We start from the raw sequence: 16,372 nt of genomic DNA on the forward strand, positions 1-16,372 counted from the left end.
CGATTTCCCCGGTTGCCCTCTCACTCGGCCTACTCAAGAGCGTGAAGCGGCAGGCTGATGGTGAAGACGCAGCCTGAGCCTGGAACGTCCCGGACCGTCAATGTTCCGTTGTCCGCTTCAATGCTTTGGCGAGCGATCGAGAGCCCGAGCCCCAGACCGGCCCTGATGTCATTGTTGGGCCTGAAAGGGATGAACATCTTTGCGGCTCCGCCTGGCGGCAGGCCTCCGCAATGGTCTTCGACATCGATGAGGACCTGTTCGCCCGAGGCGTAAGCGCTCAGGGTCACCATGGAGTTCTCCTGGGTGTATTTGAAGGCGTTCTGCAGCAGGTTGGCCAGCGCCGCATGCAGCAGATCCCGATTCGCCAGGATTGCCAGCGAGGGGTCGACGGCTCGCACCTCGAACACGGCGCCTTTGCGCGCCACATCGAGCCGGGCGACAAGGTCGACGTCCGCAATGAAGGATGCCACCGAGAAGAGCTGGCGTTGATCTGCCCCTTCGCCCCTCACTTCGGCCGTAGCCCTGCTGATCAACAGTCCCAGCGTGGAAAGGCTTCGCTTCAGGACCGCGCCCGTGGCGCCGCTGATGGCCATGTTGCCCAGTTCGAGCGCCCGCACCGCAAGGGTGGCCGTTCCGAGCGAGTTGCGCAGTTCGTGAACCAAAAATCCCAGCCGTTGCTTTTCGCCTGCGAGCTGCTGCACCGACATCTGTGCGTCGCGTTGAGCGCTGAATTCGGTGACGGCGTCCGCGATGGCGTTGTCCAGGCAGCGGTTCAGCGTGCGGAACTCGACCACGGCAAAGGGCGCGTCCCGCTCGAAGGCGAGGTCCGTGATCGCCTGGCAGAGATCGCCGTAGTCATGAACGACCTGATCCACGGTATAGCCGAGATTGAGCAGTTCCTTGCCGTGCGCGGTGGCGCTCACGCCGATTTCCGACAGGGCGAGCGCATCGCCCCCCGAGGGGCCCGAGATGGCGATGCTCAAATCCAATTCGTCGTCGTCTTCCGCGGCGAGCGTTCTCGTGAGCTGGTCCAGGAACATGGGCACGCCATGGGCCAGTTGCTTGTCGGTCGCCGCCCGAAGGGGGCGTTGTGCAACTTTCGCCTTGCACCTCGCAATCAGTTCGTCCCGATTGTGGAAAAGGAAGCGGTGCATGAAGACCTCCTTGGTCAGGGCACGAAGCAGCGGGGCACGCCAGCAGCTCGTGCTTCGAAGGCTCGAAGGCCACTATATGCCTCCTGGGTCCGCGACGTCGAGAAAACTTCATGGGGCCGGTGCCTTGTCTTTGTAGGTGCGCGGTCGTCACCAAGCATCCCACCTTCCTACAAGGAGGCTGCCAGCAACATGCGCCAATTGCCTGCATGGAGCGGTCAATTCCCCGGTTGAAGTTGATTCAGGAGCTGTCCGCCGAGGAGCGGCGCTGGCAGCCCGATCCCGCAGATTGGCTCAAGGAACAAGACAACTTGGCAGGCGGCAAGACCCACGCGAGCGTCCAGCACGCCCATCGCATCAATCTCGATGAAGCCTGCGAGATCAGAGACTGGACCCACGCACTCGGCGTGAGCGAGCAGGAGCTGCGAAATGCGGTCGCTGTCGTGGGCGATCGGGCGGACAGGGTGCGCGAATTCCTCACCCGACGGTATTGAGAGGTGCCGCCGGGTGTGGGCTGCCTTCTGTTTCGACCGGCAGCTCGAGCGTGAATGCCGCGCCGGTGCCCGGCCCGTCGCTGTGGGCCGTGAGGGTCCCGCCCATTTCATGCGCCGCAATCACGGCGCTGTGCAGGCCGAATCCATGGCCGGTCTTTTTTGTCGTGAACCCGTGCACGAACACCTGGGGCAGGACCTGCGTCGCAATGCCCACGCCGTTGTCCTCGACGCAGATGCGCAGCCGCTGGCCGGGCGTCAGCTCCACGCGCAACATGAGCCTGGGTTCGCGGTCGGTCACGCCGTCCATGGCCTGCTCGGCGTTGCTGATCAGGTTCACCAGGATCTGCAGTAGCCGTCCCTGGTCCAGCAGCAACTCGGGCACAGGCGCAATCTCCTTTTCCACCACCATCCGGCGCCGCGCCAGCGCCACTGCGTTGATGCGCAAGGCATCGTCCACCAGCTCCCGGATCTGCACTTTTTCCAGGAGCCTGGACGCTCCGGCGTAGGCCTGCTGCGCGGCGATGATCTCCTTGATGTGTTCCACGTTCTTGCCCAGTGCCGCCAGCTCCCTGATGGCGGCCTCCTGCTCCGCCACCAGCGCGGAAGCCAGCTGGCGCAAATAGCCGGGTAGCACCTTGCCCTTGGGGTCCGAAGCGAGGAACGCACCCAGGTCGTCCGCGTGCTCCTCCATCAGCTGGACGGCCCGCGCAAGCCCCGCCACCTTGGAGGCGCGAACGCGCGAAAGAATGAGCGCCGCAGACACGTTCACGCTGTTGAGCACATTGCCGACGTTGTGCAGCACATTGGTGGCGATCCTGGCCATGCCGGCCAGGTGCGAGGCCTCGACCAGCTGCTTGTGCACCTCGGCGATCTGGCGCTCGGCCTCCTTCAGGTCGGAGATGTTCTTGGTGATGCCGAAGGTTCCGACAATCTGCCCCGCACGGTTTCGCAGAGGCATCTTTGTGGTCAAGGCCCAGGTGTCGGGCCGCCCGTCGATCCAGGTTTCTCTTTCGACCTTGCCGATCATCGGCAAACCCGTGCGGATGATTTCCTGCTCGTCCTCGAACGCCGGGCGAGCGTGCGCTTCGGAAAAGACGTCGAAGTCCGACTTTCCCACCAGCCCTTCGGGCGTGGACATTCCGAACTCCAGGGCCTGGGCCGTGCTGGTCTTGATGAAACGGGACTGCGCGTCCTTGAAGTAGATGTGATCCGGAGAGTTGTCCAGCAGCGCGCGAAGCAGCTCACGCTCGTTGGCCAGCATGGCGTCTTCTTGATTGCGCTCGGGCACCTCGAGCAAGAGCCCCTGGCTGCCGATGACCGTTCCGTCAGGCCCCAGCACCGGCGACTCGATCAGCTGGCAGGAAGCCGCCTCCTCGGAGGCGATCTCCGCGGGCGTGCGGCCCAGAATCCGTTCTGCAGGCATGCCCTTGAGTTGACAGAACCGGGCATTGACGAAGGTGAAGCGCCCCTCGGTGTCCTTGCGAAAGATACCGGCGGGCAGCTGCTCGACGATCGGTGCCGCGTCCTCCAGGAGGGTTGCGCTTGCGGGGGAGGCGGGTGGGCTTTGCATGGCGATGCACCTCTCAGGCAGGGGCAGCTCCCGCAGGATGCGGAGTCCGGTCGCAATACTCGATCAGGAGTTCGGTGAGGACCCGTATCTTCCGTGCGGGATGCTGGCCCGGCGGCCGCACGACATACGCCCCGGCCGGGGGTGGTGGATGGCGCGTCATGACCGGCACCAGTGCCCCGGAGGCCACGTGTTCATGGGTGAGCCAATCGGGCAGGTAGGCGATTCCGAGTCCTGCGACAGCGGCGGCGACCAGGGCCGTGCCGTTGTCGGCCTTGAAGCGCCCCTGCGGACGAACCGTGATGATCTTGCCGCCGTCCGTGAGCTGCCAGGCTTCGGTTCCCTGCATGAGGGCCTGATGGGCAAGGAGCTCCTCCGGTGTCTCGGGCGACCCATGCGCCTTGACATAGTCCGGACTCGCGACGAGCTTCCCGTGGACCGCGCCGATGCGTCTTGCGATCAGGTTGGAGTCCTGTAGATAACCAACCCGTATCGCGCAGTCGTAACCCTCCGCGATGAGATCGACGAAGCGGTCGCTGTAGCAGGTCTGGATGTGAAGCCGAGGGTGCCGTCGCGCCATTTCCGCAAGCATGGGCGCGAAGTGAGTCGGGCCCAAGGAGAACGGCGCAGCAACGCGCAAGCGGCCGCGAAGGTCGCCGGCGGGCAGGATCGCTTCCCTGGCCACGTCGATCTCGGCGCAGACCCTGGCTGCATGGTCCCGGAACGTGGCCCCGGCTTCAGTGAGAGCAGCCCCGCGGGTGGATCGCGCAAGCAGCTGGACACCCAGTTCGGCTTCCAACCGGAAGAGACGGCGGCTGACGATCGACTTGGACACGCCGAGCCGCAGCGCCGCCGACGAAATCCCCCCGGCGTCGGCAACTTCCACGAATGTCTGCAGCTCTTCGATGTCCAACTTGGTGTTCCCCATTCCGCGACACAGCTCGCCGCGAAATGGTACTACCGCATCAAAAGCCGGAACAACAGAATCCTGCTTCGGGACAACGTCCCGCTCTCAACAGCAACAAAGGATTTATCAATGACTTTTCGCAACGGCCTTGCTTCGCTTCTTCGTCCCGAAGACTCGGTACTCGTTCTCATCGACCACCAGCCCTATCAGCTCGCGAACCTGAACAGCCACGATCCGCAAGCTGTGGTCAACAACACGACCGCGCTGGCGAAGCTGGCAAAAGCCTTCAATGTTCCGACCATCCTCACCAGCGTGATCGCGGCACGCGGTGGACTTCTCTTCAGACAGATCACCGACGTATTTCCGGACCAGGAAGTCATCGATCGCACCTGGGTGAACACCTGGCAGGACGAGAATGTGGTGAAGGTCGTCAAGGCGACCGGCCGCAAGCAGCTGATCATTGCCGGCCTGTGGACCGAGGTTTGCGTCGCCATGCCTGTCATCCAGGCCGCCGGCGAAGGCTGGGACGTGACCGTGATCACCGACGCATCGGGCGGGATTTCGAAGGAGTCTCACGAAGTTGCCATCCAGCGAATGATCGCTGCCGGCGCGAACGTGATGACCGTGATGGCGCTCGCTGGCGAATGGCAACGCGATTGGGCGCGCACCGAGCATGTCGAGGAGCTGACCGAGATTCTCATCCAGCACTTCAGCGGCAGCGGCATCGCCTACCTTTGGGAGCAGCAGCTGCTCAACACGCCTGTGCCTGGCAAGGCAGGATGATCTGAGCGGCTGTCCAGGGGGCCGCTCATCCCCGCTTTATGCCGCATTTGCCTTCAACGGGGTGCAGCTCTGCAGGTTGTTCACCGGTGGATCGAGCGTCGAATTCGAGCATCGCCGCCGACGGGACATCACCCGTTCCCGAGGCCAAGGGCGTGTAGTCGATAAATACCTTATCGCCTTCGGCTCAGGTCGTGGCGGGCAGGCCTTGCTGCTCGATCGGTGCCCGCCGCGTGGTCTGACGCATACGGGGGATGTGAGAAGTCGAAACGCGCGGCGCTCGGTCGAGCCAACCGCGCCAAAATCGCAGCTCGACTATCTTGGCGAGGGCACTGCTTTGAATATTCGAGACATCGTGCGAGCGGGTATCCCCACGCCCGGTTCAACCGTCCTTGAAATAGGAGCTCTGTGCAGCCCCTTTTTCCGTAAGTCAGAAGCGGACGTCGTCTATGTTGATCACGTCGATACCGAGGCGCTACGAGAAAAGTATCGGGTTGGGCACGGCATCGACGTGAATCAGATCGTGGAAGTGGATGCGGTTTGGGGCGCCAATACCTTGCTCGAATGCGCAGGGCGCCAGGTCGACTACGTAATTGCTTCGCACGTCGTGGAGCACGTTCCCGATCTCATTACCTGGCTGAAGGAACTTCGGGCGGTGCTCAAGCCTGGAGGCCAGATCCGCCTTGTCGTCCCGGACAAAAGGTTTACCTTTGACTACGTGCGCCGGGAAACCGCATTGCAGGATCTGATCGATGCATATGCGCGCCGTGCCAGAAGACCGCTGCCGGCCAACATCTTCGATCACGTGACGTATGCGCGGCATGTGGATGTCAACGAGGCATGGAACGGGCCGCTCGATCCATCACAGCTCGAACACTGTCATTCGTTCGAGGCAGCCATGAGCATGGTGCAGGACGCGTTGACCACGGAGAACTATCACGACGTTCACTGTTGGGTGTTCACGCCGCAAAGCTGTGCGGCCTTGATGATCGAGGCGGCCCGGTATGGGCTGCTGGATTTCGAGTGCGCCGGGTTTTGCGACACCCCGTGCAACTCGCTTGAGTTCTCGGTATTTCTACGCCCCTCGACCGACCCTGAAGCCATTGCCGACAGCTGGAAGCGGGTACAAGATGGCTTGACTCCGCCAATGCCTGACCTCAGCGAGCGCGTGGCAAAGCTGAAAGTCGAAGTCCAGGCGAAAACCTTGGGACTGGAAGCGGCAAACGCCCGGGTAGCGGAAGTTGAACGCGCCCTGAATGCCGCTCGCGACCAACTGAAGGCGCACCAAACGTCGAAATCGTGGCGTCTTACCGCGCCGCTGCGCGCGTTGCGACGAACGCTTCAATAAGCGCTCAGTAAATCACCGTCACCCTCGTCGAATTGCTCCCGTCGCCATCCGCAGCAGCAGCGGCAGCCGTCCGCGGCGCGGCGCGGGCCGCGATGGCGGCCATGGCGCCGGTGGCGCTGCGCCAGGTGGGGTCGAGGCTGTCGAGGCCGTCGGCGGTGGTGCCGGCTACCGTGAAGGTGGTCTCGCCGATCTTGTCGAACTGGTACTCGCGGCCCTTGATGAGCACCGACTTCATGTTGGTCCAGACGCGGTATTCGTGGCCGCCATTGACCGGCGTGACCTGGAGCACCTTGAAGGTCGGGAGGACGATCATCGTCACGTTGAACCGCGCCGTGGCGCCGTGCGGGCTGTGCGTCGGCTCTGCGGAGCCGAGCCGCAGCGGCAACAGCAGCATCATGCCGACGGCGGCCGCCGCGCGGGCCGCGCGCGGTGGAAGCGGCGGGCCGGCCGAACCCGCACGGGACAACATGTTTCCGGACATGGGACCTCCTCTCGTCGCAACCTCGGTGGAGGGCATCGCATCGATGCCCCAACCTGGGTTATCGGCAGAGTAGCCGGAAAATTAAGAGCCGTCGCGCAATTTATCGACGATGCCCGCTGGCCCCCCGCGCGGGCTCAGTAGGTCACGGTGACCGTCACGGTGTCCCGGTAGCTGTCCGGCCGCACGTTGAGGCTGCTGCCAAGGACCCGGCCATACACGGTCAGCGCCTGGGCCAAGCCGTTGCCGGTGCTCGCGACGGTGTTGGTGTCTATCACGTTGCCCCATGGCGCCGTGCGGGCCGCATTGCTGTAGAGCCGGTAGGGCACCGTGTCCGTGTTGCCCGGCACACCCCCCGTCGGCGTCATCGCCCCGGCGCCCGTCGTCGATCCGTTGGATGGCGACAGCGCGACCTTGTAGGCGGTCGCCGTCGTGCAGGTGACGTTGACCGTGCTTGTCTGGTCGGCGTTGGCTGCGCCCGGCAGGCCGTCGATGCTGCCGAAGTTCAGCGGGTCGGCCGTGACCAGGCAGCTCTTGGGAATGGTTGCGCTGACCACGAAGGGAAAGTTGTCCGACGCCCCGGTGTTGCAGTTCGTCGGCATGGAGTTCGTGCTCGACGAGAGCGTGATCGAGGTGTGGATCCCGCCAAAGCTGTCCTGGTAGGAGCCTGGAGGGACCGTGCCCTGGAGCGCAAGCAGTTCGCCGCGCATGGTGGCGCTTCCCGGCACGCTCGACCGGCGGGCAATGGTGAGCGTCGCCACAAAGGGACTCGGCACCAACGCATTGCCGTTCGAACCCCAGATCGTGTTGCTGGTCCCCTGGTAGAGCTGGAACTTCAAGCTGTTTGTGCCGCTCTTCATCACGCGCGGATTGAAGTTCGTCAGGCCCTCGTCGCCGTCGCCAATGTTGAAGCAGGCCCTGACGAACACGGTGTTGTTGCCGCTGTTGGTGCAGGTGTAGTCCAGCGTGGCGGTGGTGGATGGGGGCGTGCTCCCGTCGACCAGCTCGACCGTGCCAAAGGCCACGTTCGACATGCTCGCGGTGCAGCTGACTTGCGCCTGCGCGCTGCCCACCGGCAGCCACCACAGCAACATGCAGAACAGCGGCAGGCGCAGCGCCCCCAAGGTGCGAGTCAAAAAGCTCATGGCGTCTTGGCCTCCCTGATGCAGCGCAGCGGCCCGATCTGCGGAATCCCGGCGCCATCCTTGCGATAGTCGAAGCTCGCGCGGCAGCGGCCACCGCCCGGCGTCTGCACCTCGAGCGTGTTGCGCGGCTGCAGCGACTCCAAGTACACCGCGCCGTCAAAACCCACCAGCGCCGGCTCGCCGGTGCCGCCGTTCACGCGCACCCGGCTGCCCAGCGGCAGCGGCTTGCCCGCCTCGTCCGCCAGCAGCAGCGCCGCCGCATTCACGGGCGTGATGCCAAAGCGCACCAGCGTGCCGGCGCGGTCGCTCGGCGTGGCCACCGTCTTCACGCGCTCGATCCGCACGTCGGCCGGCAGCTGCATCGGGTCGATCGACAGCTGGTTGTTCTGGTAGGCGCGCAGCGGCGCCACCAGCAGCATGCCGTGGCCGTCCGTGGTGCCGATGTCGCGGTTCTCCAGCCGCACCGGCACGCCGGCAATGCCGTCGGTGGAGACCACCGCAAAGGCATCATCGATGCGCCGCGCCGCAAAGGGCTGGCCGCCCATGAAAGCGATCGAGCCGGTGGCGCCCGCGTAGGCATAGCGGCTGTCGCCCAGCACGCTGATGCCCGCCATCGCGCGGCCGTAGCGGCCCAGGTAGTCGATCTCGGCCTGGCCGCCGTTCTGGCCGCCGCCCTGGCGCAGGCCCGCGCGCCAGCCGATGCCGCCTTCGCCCGGAATCGAGCTTTGCGCGTCGGCCGAGAAAGTGGTGCGGTCGCCGTCGCGCTGCACGCCGGTGCTGGCCGTGATCTTGCCGTCCAGCGCCCAGGTGAAGCCCACGTACAGGCTGCGTTCGCGCCGGTTGTCCAGGTTCTGGTTGAGGCTCACGTTCACCGAGGCGCCACGGCCAATCGCGCTGAACCAGTAGACGCTGGCCAGCCGCGTCGGCTGCTGCGCCGGATAGCGCAGATACAGGTAGCTGAGGCCAAAGCTGCCGAAGCTCCCCGTGGTGTAGCCGATCGATGCGCGGCCCGATCCGCGCGGCGGCGCACTGCCGTACAGCGACGCCACGTCGCGGTACTCGCCATGAGTGCGCGTGCCCTCGACCGCAAAGTTGAAGTGGTTGTCGCGCCAGCTGTAGCCCAGGTTGACCAGCGAACCTTGCTCCGAGCGGTAGCTGCTGCGCGCCACCGCGCCCGCCAGCACGCCGCTCTGGCCGAGCAGCCAGGCACCGCCCACGCCGGCCTTGACCAGTCCCTTGGTGGCTTCGCCATGCGCTTCCATCGTGAAGCTGTTGTTCACGCCATAGCGCCAGGTGCCGCTGGCCGCCGGATCGCTGCCATATTGGAACGAGCGCAGGCCGTAGTCCTTGCGCACCATGCCCAGGTCCACCGACCAGTCCGACAGGCCCGCCTCCAGCAGCCGCTGCGTGTCGTACAAAGAAAAATCGAGCGTCGTCGCGCGCCCGAAGGCATCGGTCAATACCACCTGCGCATTGCCTGCACCGTTGATGCTCGGCACCGTCTTCAGCTGGAACGGCCCGGCCGGCACCTGGCCCGTGTACTGCCGCAAGCCGTTGATGTACAGCTCCACCTGCGAAGGCAGCGCCGCCGCCCCCAGGAAGGCCGGCAGCGGCGTGGTCGTGCGATAGGGCTGCAGCGCAAAGTTGCGCGACAGCTGGATGCCGCCGATGCGCGTGGAGCGCGACCACGGCAGCGAGGCCGTGGTGGTGTCGCCCACGCGAAGCGTCAGCATGTCTTCGGGGAACGAGGTGCTCAGCGTGGTGTCCAGCCGCACCGAGTCGTGCGTCCAGCCCTCGCCCGGAAGGCGGGCCGAGCGCGACATCATCGTGTTGCTGAGCACCGTGCTTCCGGTGAACGCGCGCAGCTCGGTCAGCGCGTTCAGGCTCGACGTATTGCCGCGCCCCTGCGTGCCATACAGGTCGTAGTTGAGCAGCAGGCCGGGCGAAGCACTGGCCTTGGGTACGACCACCGCCGACGTGTCGACCACCGTGGTGGGCAGGCGCAGCACCTCGGCCGAGGCATTGATTTCAACGCTCTGCGTTGCGGCGTCGTACTTGATCTGCAACCCCGGAAGGCTCTTGAGCCGTACCGGATCCGACACGCCCGGCGGCAGCACGAAGCCCAGCTGCCGCAGCGTGGCGGCACTGGCCCACAGCTCCTGGCCGCGCAGGCCAAAGTGCACCAGCCCCTGCGGGTTGCCGTTGAGGCTCAGGTCCAGATAGAGGTCGCTGCCGGTGGGGCCGGCCAGCTCGCCCTCCGCGGGCGCGACCAAAGATGCGCTCGAGCCGGCTGCGGCATTCTCAGCCTGGGCGGCAAAAGACATCAGGCCGGAAAGAAGCAGCAGTGGCAGCAGGCGCTCAGCGGGCGCGTGGGAGCGGCGGGATTTTTTCCTGCGTCGCGTTGCCATTGATCTTCGTTTCCAGGATGCCGCCGAGGGCAAAAGCCTCCGCGGAAGTCTTCAGTGGCCAACGCATGCGAGCACCCGGCAAAACATAGCCCAGCAGGCCGGCATGCACCGGCGTGCGGCGGCCCACCGTATCGAGAAATTCCACATCGGCAAGCTGCGCATGCACGCCGCCGGTGTTGGCCACTTCGAGCACGGCCTGGCCTTCTTCGCGGCGCAGCGACCATGCAAGCTGCGGCTCGGACGACTGCGCACCCGCCGCTGCAATGAAGATCGGCACCGAATAGCGCAGCACCAGCTGCAGGCCCTTCTTTTCCTTCATCTCCACCGGCAGCTCGTCGATCACGACCCGGTACGAGCCTTCGACCGTGCCGGTCGGAACGCCCGTGCGAATCACGCGGATCAGCTGCCGGTCCGACGCGGCCAGCTGCACCATCGGCGGACTGACCAGCAGTTCGCGCGAGGGCGTCAGCTTCTCGGTGCCGTTCTCCTGCGCCCAGTGATAGACGCGCACCTGCGCGTGCACCACCGTATCGCCCGTGTTGCTGAGCCAAAGGCCTTCGGCGTTTTGCGTGGCCTGCAGCGTCAGCGTGACCGGAGACACCTGCAGCCCGCTGGCCGATGCAACCGCCTGCACCAGGGCAAGCGCGAGAACAGCGGTATGGCGAAGCAGGCGGCGCATGGGCAATCGATCGATCAATCGATCAGTAGTTGACCTGGACCGTCACCGTGTCCGAGTAGGCGCCAGGCGTCACGTTGGCGCTGGCCACCGTGGCGTACACGGGAATCGTCTGCGCCGCGCCGGTGCCGGTGCCGGCCACGCCGTTGCCCACTGCCGTGGAAGTGGCCGTGCTGCCCCAGACGGCGCCGGTGGCGCTCACCGAGCGGAGCTGGTAGGCCACCGTGTCCGAACCGGTCGCGGGGCTCATCACGCCGGCGCCGGTGGTGCTGTTGTTCGAAGGCAGCAGGCCGATGTTGTAAGGCGTGGTCTTGGAGCAGGTCACGCTGATGTTGCTGTTGCCGCTCAGGTTGGTGGCAGAGGAATCGACCGTACCGAAGTCGATCTTCGAGCCGGCGCCCGCCACAACCGAGCAGGCCTTGGCGACAGTGATCAGAACCTGGAACGTGGCCGTGGCCGGGCTCGTGGCTGCCAGGACAGCGCTGGTGGTGACTGCAAGGGTGGCTGCAACGATGAGGGAGAGTTTTTTCATGGTGAACGCCGACTGGTTAAAAAAATGTTGGAAGAGGGGGTTGAGAAACGCGGAACTTGCCGTGGCAAAGTAACAAAATAGTTCTCAGAATGGAATTATTGATACTTTAGTTTCAAAAAGTCAACTGACGCGCTCCAAGTCGTCGCGCGGTGGTGACACGCTTTGAGGTTTCCCGGGGGGTACCCAATCTGCCGACGCAGGCGCTACCCCGCCGCTTGGCAAATGGATGTTTTGGCTCGAAGGCGCCTCGGTACAGGGGCAAGAGCTCCGGTACGTGCCGCATTCCTTCTGGCTGTCAAACCCGCCCAGAAGGCGGGGTGTGCAGAAGCAATCGGCACAGGCAGGGCCGGCAATCGTTTTCGAGTGCCGACGCCTGTTCCGCTGGGACCAATGTCACTTCTGACTTACAAAATGTAGCCCGAAGTACCTGTTGTCACAGACGGGTGCTCACATTTTAAAAGCAGTTTTGCCAACTCCGTCACGGATTTCCGTGGGGAAAAGGCCTGACAGCGGCTGAGCGTGCCGTCATGAGGGGCATCCCGCAATGATGCGAAGAAACAACAGTTACCCGCCCCACCCCGAGCAGGTCAAGGCTGCCGGCCTCAGTCGTCGGACCTTGAAACGTGGAGCAGGCACATGAACAGGACGCCCACGAAAGCGCCAGCTACGAAGATCCCGGTGCCGATTGCGAAGGTATACATGGGTAAAAACGACAAATGCCCTCCCGAAAAGCTCTTTTTGGAGCATTGGACATGTCGCACCTGACCGCCCGCTGAGTGCCGCTGTCAATCCCCTGGCGCGCTTAAAAAAGCGATTCGACCTCCCCAATACGAGTGATGACAAGTTCCCGGTTTCTTCGCTCTACCGTGCGCAACTTCGCTCAAGTAACAGTGTTATTCCGACAAGGACATCCATCACATTTTTCGCAGAAGATGGGTTGCAAAAAGTAATATGCGTGAGATATCCCTGAAAAAGTGATCCGCATCACTTACTGAATACAAACGTTTAGCAACAAAAGATAAAATATACGTACAGGGAGGAGTATTCAGCAACAGCTAGTCCCTGTGGGGCCGGAGCCGGCCTTCACCGCAACAACCAGGGGACTGTTTTGAGACGAGAAGTGAACGCAACGGCATGGATTGCCGCTGCAATGTTGGGCGTAGCCGTGCTTCAAGGCTGCGCCGTGGCTCCGGGCATGGGTACCGTCGAGCCGTACCAGGTCGCCGAAGAGCTGCCCCCCAAATTCCAGTACCTGCCTGATGCGGCACCCGAAGACCGCATCACCCCCATCACGCCGGCCCTGGTGCGCACGCTGGCCAAAGCCGCGCCCAAGAACGTGCCGCCCGAGGTGCAGGCGCTGTTCGGCAAGCCGCAGCGCTACACCATCGGCCCTGGAGACGTGGTGGGCGTCATCGTGTATGACCACCCCGAGCTGCTGCCCAACGCCGGCGCCGTCATCTCCCAGCAGGCCGACCCGACGGGCGTGAGCGTGGCGCCGGGCTTCATCGTCGATTCGTCCGGCGAAATCGCCTTTCCGTACGTCGGCCGCGTCCGGGTTGCGGGCCTCACCGAGGCCGAGGCCGGCGACCTGATCTCCAAGCTCATCGTCACGCAGGTGCGCGAGCCAGAAGTGACCGTGCGCATCCAGTCCTTCCGCAGCCGCCGTGTCTACGTCGAGGGCGAAGTACGCACGCCAGGCTCCCAGATCGTGACCGACGTGCCCATGACGCTCACCGAAGCGATCAACCGCGCCGGCGGCATCACCGCAAACGGCAACCGCGCGGCCGTCACCCTGGTGCGCGACGGCAAGTCCATCGACATCGACCTCACGCGCCTGCGCGAAGCCGGCCGCGACGGCAACGACATTCCCCTGAGGAACAGCGACACCATCCGCATTGGCCACCGCGAAGACGCCAAGGTGTACGTGATGGGCGAAGTCCTCGTTCCGTCAGCACTGACGGTACGCAGCAACGGCCGCCTCAACCTGAACGAAGCGCTGGGCGAAGCGGGCGGGCCGGTGCTCACCACCTCCAACCCCGGCCAGATCTACGTGATTCGCCAAGGTGCCACCGGCTTGCCCGCGATCTTCCACCTGGACGCCAGGAACCCGGCCGCCATGGTGCTGGCCAGGCAGTTCAGCCTGGAGCCGCAGGACGTGGTCTACATCGACCCGGTTCCGCTCGTGAAGTGGAACCGCGTCGTCAGCTTGATTCTTCCGTCTGCGCAAGTGGTGAACAGCGCCAGCGAGACGTACGTCAGGCACCGCTAGTCGAGGCCAAAAAGTCCCACGCTGCATTCGCGGTTAGCAGCACAGGGACTTGCCTCAAAAAAAGAACAACCGCGAACGTAGGGCGGCGGTCAGGGGTCGTGCCGCCGATTTTTTCTTCCGGTAATCAACATGCAAGCCATCCATTCAAATCGACCGATTGCCGTCATTGGCTTAGGCTACGTGGGCCTTCCGCTGGCCGTGGAGTTTGGCAAGAAGCGCCAAGTGATCGGCTTTGACATCAACGCCAAGCGCATAGCCGAACTGCAAGCCGGACGTGACCATACCCTCGAAACCACGCCGGAAGAGCTGAAGGCCGCTGCTCAGCTGGCTTTTACGTCGCACGCCGATGACCTGCGCGACAGCGCTGTTTTCATCGTGACGGTTCCCACGCCCATCGACAACGCCAACCGACCCGACCTGACGCCTCTCATCAAGGCCAGCGAGACCGTTGGCAAGGTGATGCCAACTGGCGCGATCGTGATCTTCGAGTCGACGGTATACCCAGGGGCAACCGAAGAGGTCTGCGTGCCTGTGCTCGAAAAATTTAGCGGCAAGAAGTTCAACGTCGACTTCTTCTGCGGCTACAGCCCGGAGCGCATCAACCCGGGCGATAAGGAGCATCGCCTGCCGACTATCAAGAAAGTGACCAGCGGCAGCACGCCCGAGGTTGCGGAAGTGGTTGACCAGCTATATCGCGAGATCATCACCGCCGGCACCCACAAGGCAAGCAGCATCAAAGTGGCGGAAGCCGCAAAGGTGATCGAGAACACCCAGCGCGACGTGAACATTGCGCTGATGAATGAACTCAGCCTGATTTTTCACAGGCTCGGCATCGACACATTGGAAGTTTTGCAAGCGGCTGGCACCAAGTGGAATTTCCTGCCCTTTCGTCCGGGCCTCGTGGGTGGGCATTGCATCGGCGTGGACCCGTACTACCTCACCCACAAGGCGGTGGAAGTCGGCTATCACCCCGAGGTGATCCTTGCTGGCCGCCGTATCAACGACAACATGGCCAGCCACGTTGCCGATGAAGTCATCAAGCTGATGCTGCGCAAGAACGTGCCGGTGCTGGGCAGCAAAGTGCTGGTGCTGGGCCTGGCGTTCAAGGAAAACTGCCCCGATGTGCGCAATACCAAGGTCGTGGACATTGTGCACACCCTGCGGGGCTACAACACCCATGTCGACGTGTTCGATCCGTGGATCGACGTGGCCGAGGCCGAGCACGAATACGGCCTGCGCTGCTTGAGCGAGATGCCGACCGCCGGTGAATACGCTGCCGTTGTGCTGGCCGTTGGCCACCACCAGTTCGTCACGCTGGGCGAAGCGGGCATCAAAGCCCTTGGTCAACCGAACGCCGTGCTGTTCGATGTGAAAAGCCTGCTGCCCTTGGGGGCCGCAGACGGTCGGCTTTAAGCGGAGCCGAGCCATCATGAGCCAATCCAATTCAAATCCGACGGCATACGACAAGCTCAGGGGGCGCCTTGTCGCCGAGCCTCACACATGGCTTGTCACTGGCGTGGCTGGCTTCATTGGCAGCAATCTGCTGGAGACCTTGCTCAAGCTCAACCAGCAAGTGGTGGGGCTCGACAACTTCGCCACCGGACACCGGCGCAACTTGGCCGAGGTTCAAACCTTGGTCACTCCAGAGCAGTGGGCCAACTTCCACTTCATCGAAGGCGATATCCGCAACCTCGAGGACTGCCATCGAGCGATGATTTTTCCCAGTGCCGATACTTCATTGAGAGAGAGCGGGGCAGCCGTGGAGTACGTTCTTCATGAAGCAGCCCTTGGTAGCGTTCCCCGCAGCTTGGCTGACCCGGTCACCTCCAACGCCGTCAATATCAGCGGCTTCCTGAACATGCTGGTGGCGTCGCGTGACGCCGGGGTCAAGAGCTTTACGTATGCAGCGAGCAGCAGCACATATGGAGACCATCCAGCGCTGCCCAAGGTCGAGCACACCATCGGAAAGCCACTTAGTCCCTACGCCGTCACCAAATATGTGAATGAGCTGTATGCCGACGTGTTTGCCCGCTGCTACGGCTTCAACACTATCGGGCTGCGTTACTTCAACGTGTTTGGACCCCGGCAAGACCCAAACGGTGCCTACGCCGCCGTCATTCCCAAGTGGATTGCCAGCTTGATGCAGGGCGAACCGGTCTACATCAATGGCGACGGCGAAACCAGCCGCGACTTCTGCTTCATCGCCAATGTTGTTCAAGCGAACTTGCTTGCCGCAGTCGTAAAGGAGACTGAAGCCGTCAACCAGGTCTACAACGTGGCACTGGGAGACCGCACCAGTCTGAACGAGTTGTATGCCCACTTGCGAAGCAAGCTGCTGCCCCATTACCCACATCTGGACGAGGCCCAACCTGTACACAGGGACTTCCGTGCCGGAGACGTGCGACATAGCTTGGCCGATATAGGCAAGGCGGAGCGCCTGCTGGGATACACGCCCACTCATCGCATCGGCGAGGGACTGACTCTCGCGATGCCTTGGTACATCAAGCAGAGATATTGATGATGTGCTTTTTTGAAAAGCATCATCGACAACACCAGAAGCACTCAGTCCGAACTTGGCGCAGGATAACTTCAAGCCTTTTAGCCCGCCGAGGACTTT

Annotated in this window: 15 protein-coding genes; 6 read left to right on the forward strand and 9 right to left on the reverse strand. The window is 63.4% G+C overall.

What is annotated here, in order from left to right:
• Positions 1–29 precede the first annotated feature (29 nt).
• A complete protein-coding gene (locus FB547_RS13615; RefSeq protein WP_145743046.1) occupies positions 30–1,154 on the reverse strand; it encodes a sensor histidine kinase in 1,125 nt (374 codons plus the stop codon).
• A gap of 206 nt (positions 1,155–1,360) precedes the next feature.
• On the opposite strand from FB547_RS13615, the gene FB547_RS13620 reads away from it, so the two are divergent.
• Positions 1,361–1,645, forward strand: coding sequence for a DUF3606 domain-containing protein (locus FB547_RS13620; RefSeq protein ID WP_145743048.1), 285 nt, complete (start codon positions 1,361–1,363; stop codon positions 1,643–1,645).
• Here FB547_RS13620 and FB547_RS13625 read toward each other — a convergent pair.
• Positions 1,629–3,215 (reverse strand): PAS domain-containing sensor histidine kinase, encoded by a 1,587-nt coding sequence (locus FB547_RS13625; RefSeq protein ID WP_145743050.1) that lies wholly within the window; start codon positions 3,213–3,215, stop codon positions 1,629–1,631. The two genes, FB547_RS13620 and FB547_RS13625, sit on opposite strands and share 17 nt — an antisense overlap.
• Before the next feature lie 13 nt (positions 3,216–3,228).
• A complete protein-coding gene (locus FB547_RS13630) occupies positions 3,229–4,125 on the reverse strand; it encodes a LysR family transcriptional regulator (RefSeq protein WP_145743052.1) in 897 nt (298 codons plus the stop codon).
• 123 nt (positions 4,126–4,248) lie between these two features.
• On the opposite strand from FB547_RS13630, the gene FB547_RS13635 reads away from it, so the two are divergent.
• Together FB547_RS13635 and FB547_RS13645 are read left to right on the forward strand one after the other, a co-directional pair.
• The gene (locus FB547_RS13635; RefSeq protein ID WP_145743054.1) at positions 4,249–4,902 is read left to right on the forward strand and encodes a hydrolase; all 654 of its coding nucleotides are present in this window, start codon (positions 4,249–4,251) and stop codon (positions 4,900–4,902) included.
• 76 nt (positions 4,903–4,978) lie between these two features.
• Positions 4,979–6,247, forward strand: coding sequence for a methyltransferase domain-containing protein (locus FB547_RS13645; RefSeq protein ID WP_186454165.1), 1,269 nt, complete (start codon positions 4,979–4,981; stop codon positions 6,245–6,247).
• A 4-nt stretch (positions 6,248–6,251) separates the two neighbouring features.
• Here the strand turns inward: FB547_RS13645 and FB547_RS13650 are convergent, their stop codons facing one another.
• The 6 genes from FB547_RS13650 to FB547_RS33855 form a co-directional block, all read right to left on the reverse strand.
• The gene (locus FB547_RS13650) at positions 6,252–6,728 is read right to left on the reverse strand and encodes a hypothetical protein (RefSeq protein ID WP_145743058.1); all 477 of its coding nucleotides are present in this window, start codon (positions 6,726–6,728) and stop codon (positions 6,252–6,254) included.
• 134 nt (positions 6,729–6,862) lie between these two features.
• Positions 6,863–7,870: a spore coat protein U domain-containing protein gene (locus FB547_RS13655; protein ID WP_145743059.1), complete on the reverse strand. Its 1,008-nt coding sequence runs from the start codon at positions 7,868–7,870 to the stop codon at positions 6,863–6,865.
• A complete protein-coding gene (locus tag FB547_RS13660; protein ID WP_145743061.1) occupies positions 7,867–10,194 on the reverse strand; it encodes a fimbria/pilus outer membrane usher protein in 2,328 nt (775 codons plus the stop codon). The genes FB547_RS13655 and FB547_RS13660 overlap by 4 nt, the downstream gene beginning before the upstream one ends.
• Before the next feature lie 34 nt (positions 10,195–10,228).
• The gene (locus tag FB547_RS13665) at positions 10,229–10,957 is read right to left on the reverse strand and encodes a molecular chaperone (RefSeq protein ID WP_145743063.1); all 729 of its coding nucleotides are present in this window, start codon (positions 10,955–10,957) and stop codon (positions 10,229–10,231) included.
• A 22-nt stretch (positions 10,958–10,979) separates the two neighbouring features.
• Positions 10,980–11,486 (reverse strand): spore coat U domain-containing protein, encoded by a 507-nt coding sequence (locus FB547_RS13670; protein ID WP_145743065.1) that lies wholly within the window; start codon positions 11,484–11,486, stop codon positions 10,980–10,982.
• Between the two features lie 602 nt (positions 11,487–12,088).
• Entirely contained in the window at positions 12,089–12,187 is a 99-nt protein-coding gene (locus tag FB547_RS33855) for a DUF3789 domain-containing protein (protein ID WP_145743067.1), read from the reverse strand.
• Between the two features lie 449 nt (positions 12,188–12,636).
• Here FB547_RS33855 and FB547_RS13680 point away from each other — a divergent pair, with 449 nt between their 5' ends.
• The 3 genes from FB547_RS13680 (at position 12,637) to FB547_RS13690 (ending at position 16,273) form a co-directional block, all read left to right on the forward strand.
• Positions 12,637–13,755 carry a polysaccharide biosynthesis/export family protein gene (locus FB547_RS13680; RefSeq protein ID WP_145743070.1) on the forward strand — a complete coding sequence of 373 codons (1,119 nt, stop codon included), beginning with the start codon at positions 12,637–12,639 and terminating at the stop codon, positions 13,753–13,755.
• Positions 13,756–13,884: 129 nt separating this feature from the next.
• Positions 13,885–15,168: a Vi polysaccharide biosynthesis UDP-N-acetylglucosamine C-6 dehydrogenase TviB gene (gene tviB / locus FB547_RS13685; RefSeq protein WP_145743072.1), complete on the forward strand. Its 1,284-nt coding sequence runs from the start codon at positions 13,885–13,887 to the stop codon at positions 15,166–15,168.
• A 16-nt stretch (positions 15,169–15,184) separates the two neighbouring features.
• Positions 15,185–16,273, forward strand: a complete 1,089-nt coding sequence (locus FB547_RS13690) for an NAD-dependent epimerase/dehydratase family protein (RefSeq protein WP_145743074.1) — start codon at positions 15,185–15,187, stop codon at positions 16,271–16,273.
• The last annotated feature ends 99 nt before the right edge of the window (positions 16,274–16,372 follow it).

The organism is Variovorax beijingensis (genome assembly GCF_007828835.1).
GTDB lineage: Bacteria > Pseudomonadota > Gammaproteobacteria > Burkholderiales > Burkholderiaceae_C > Variovorax > Variovorax beijingensis_A.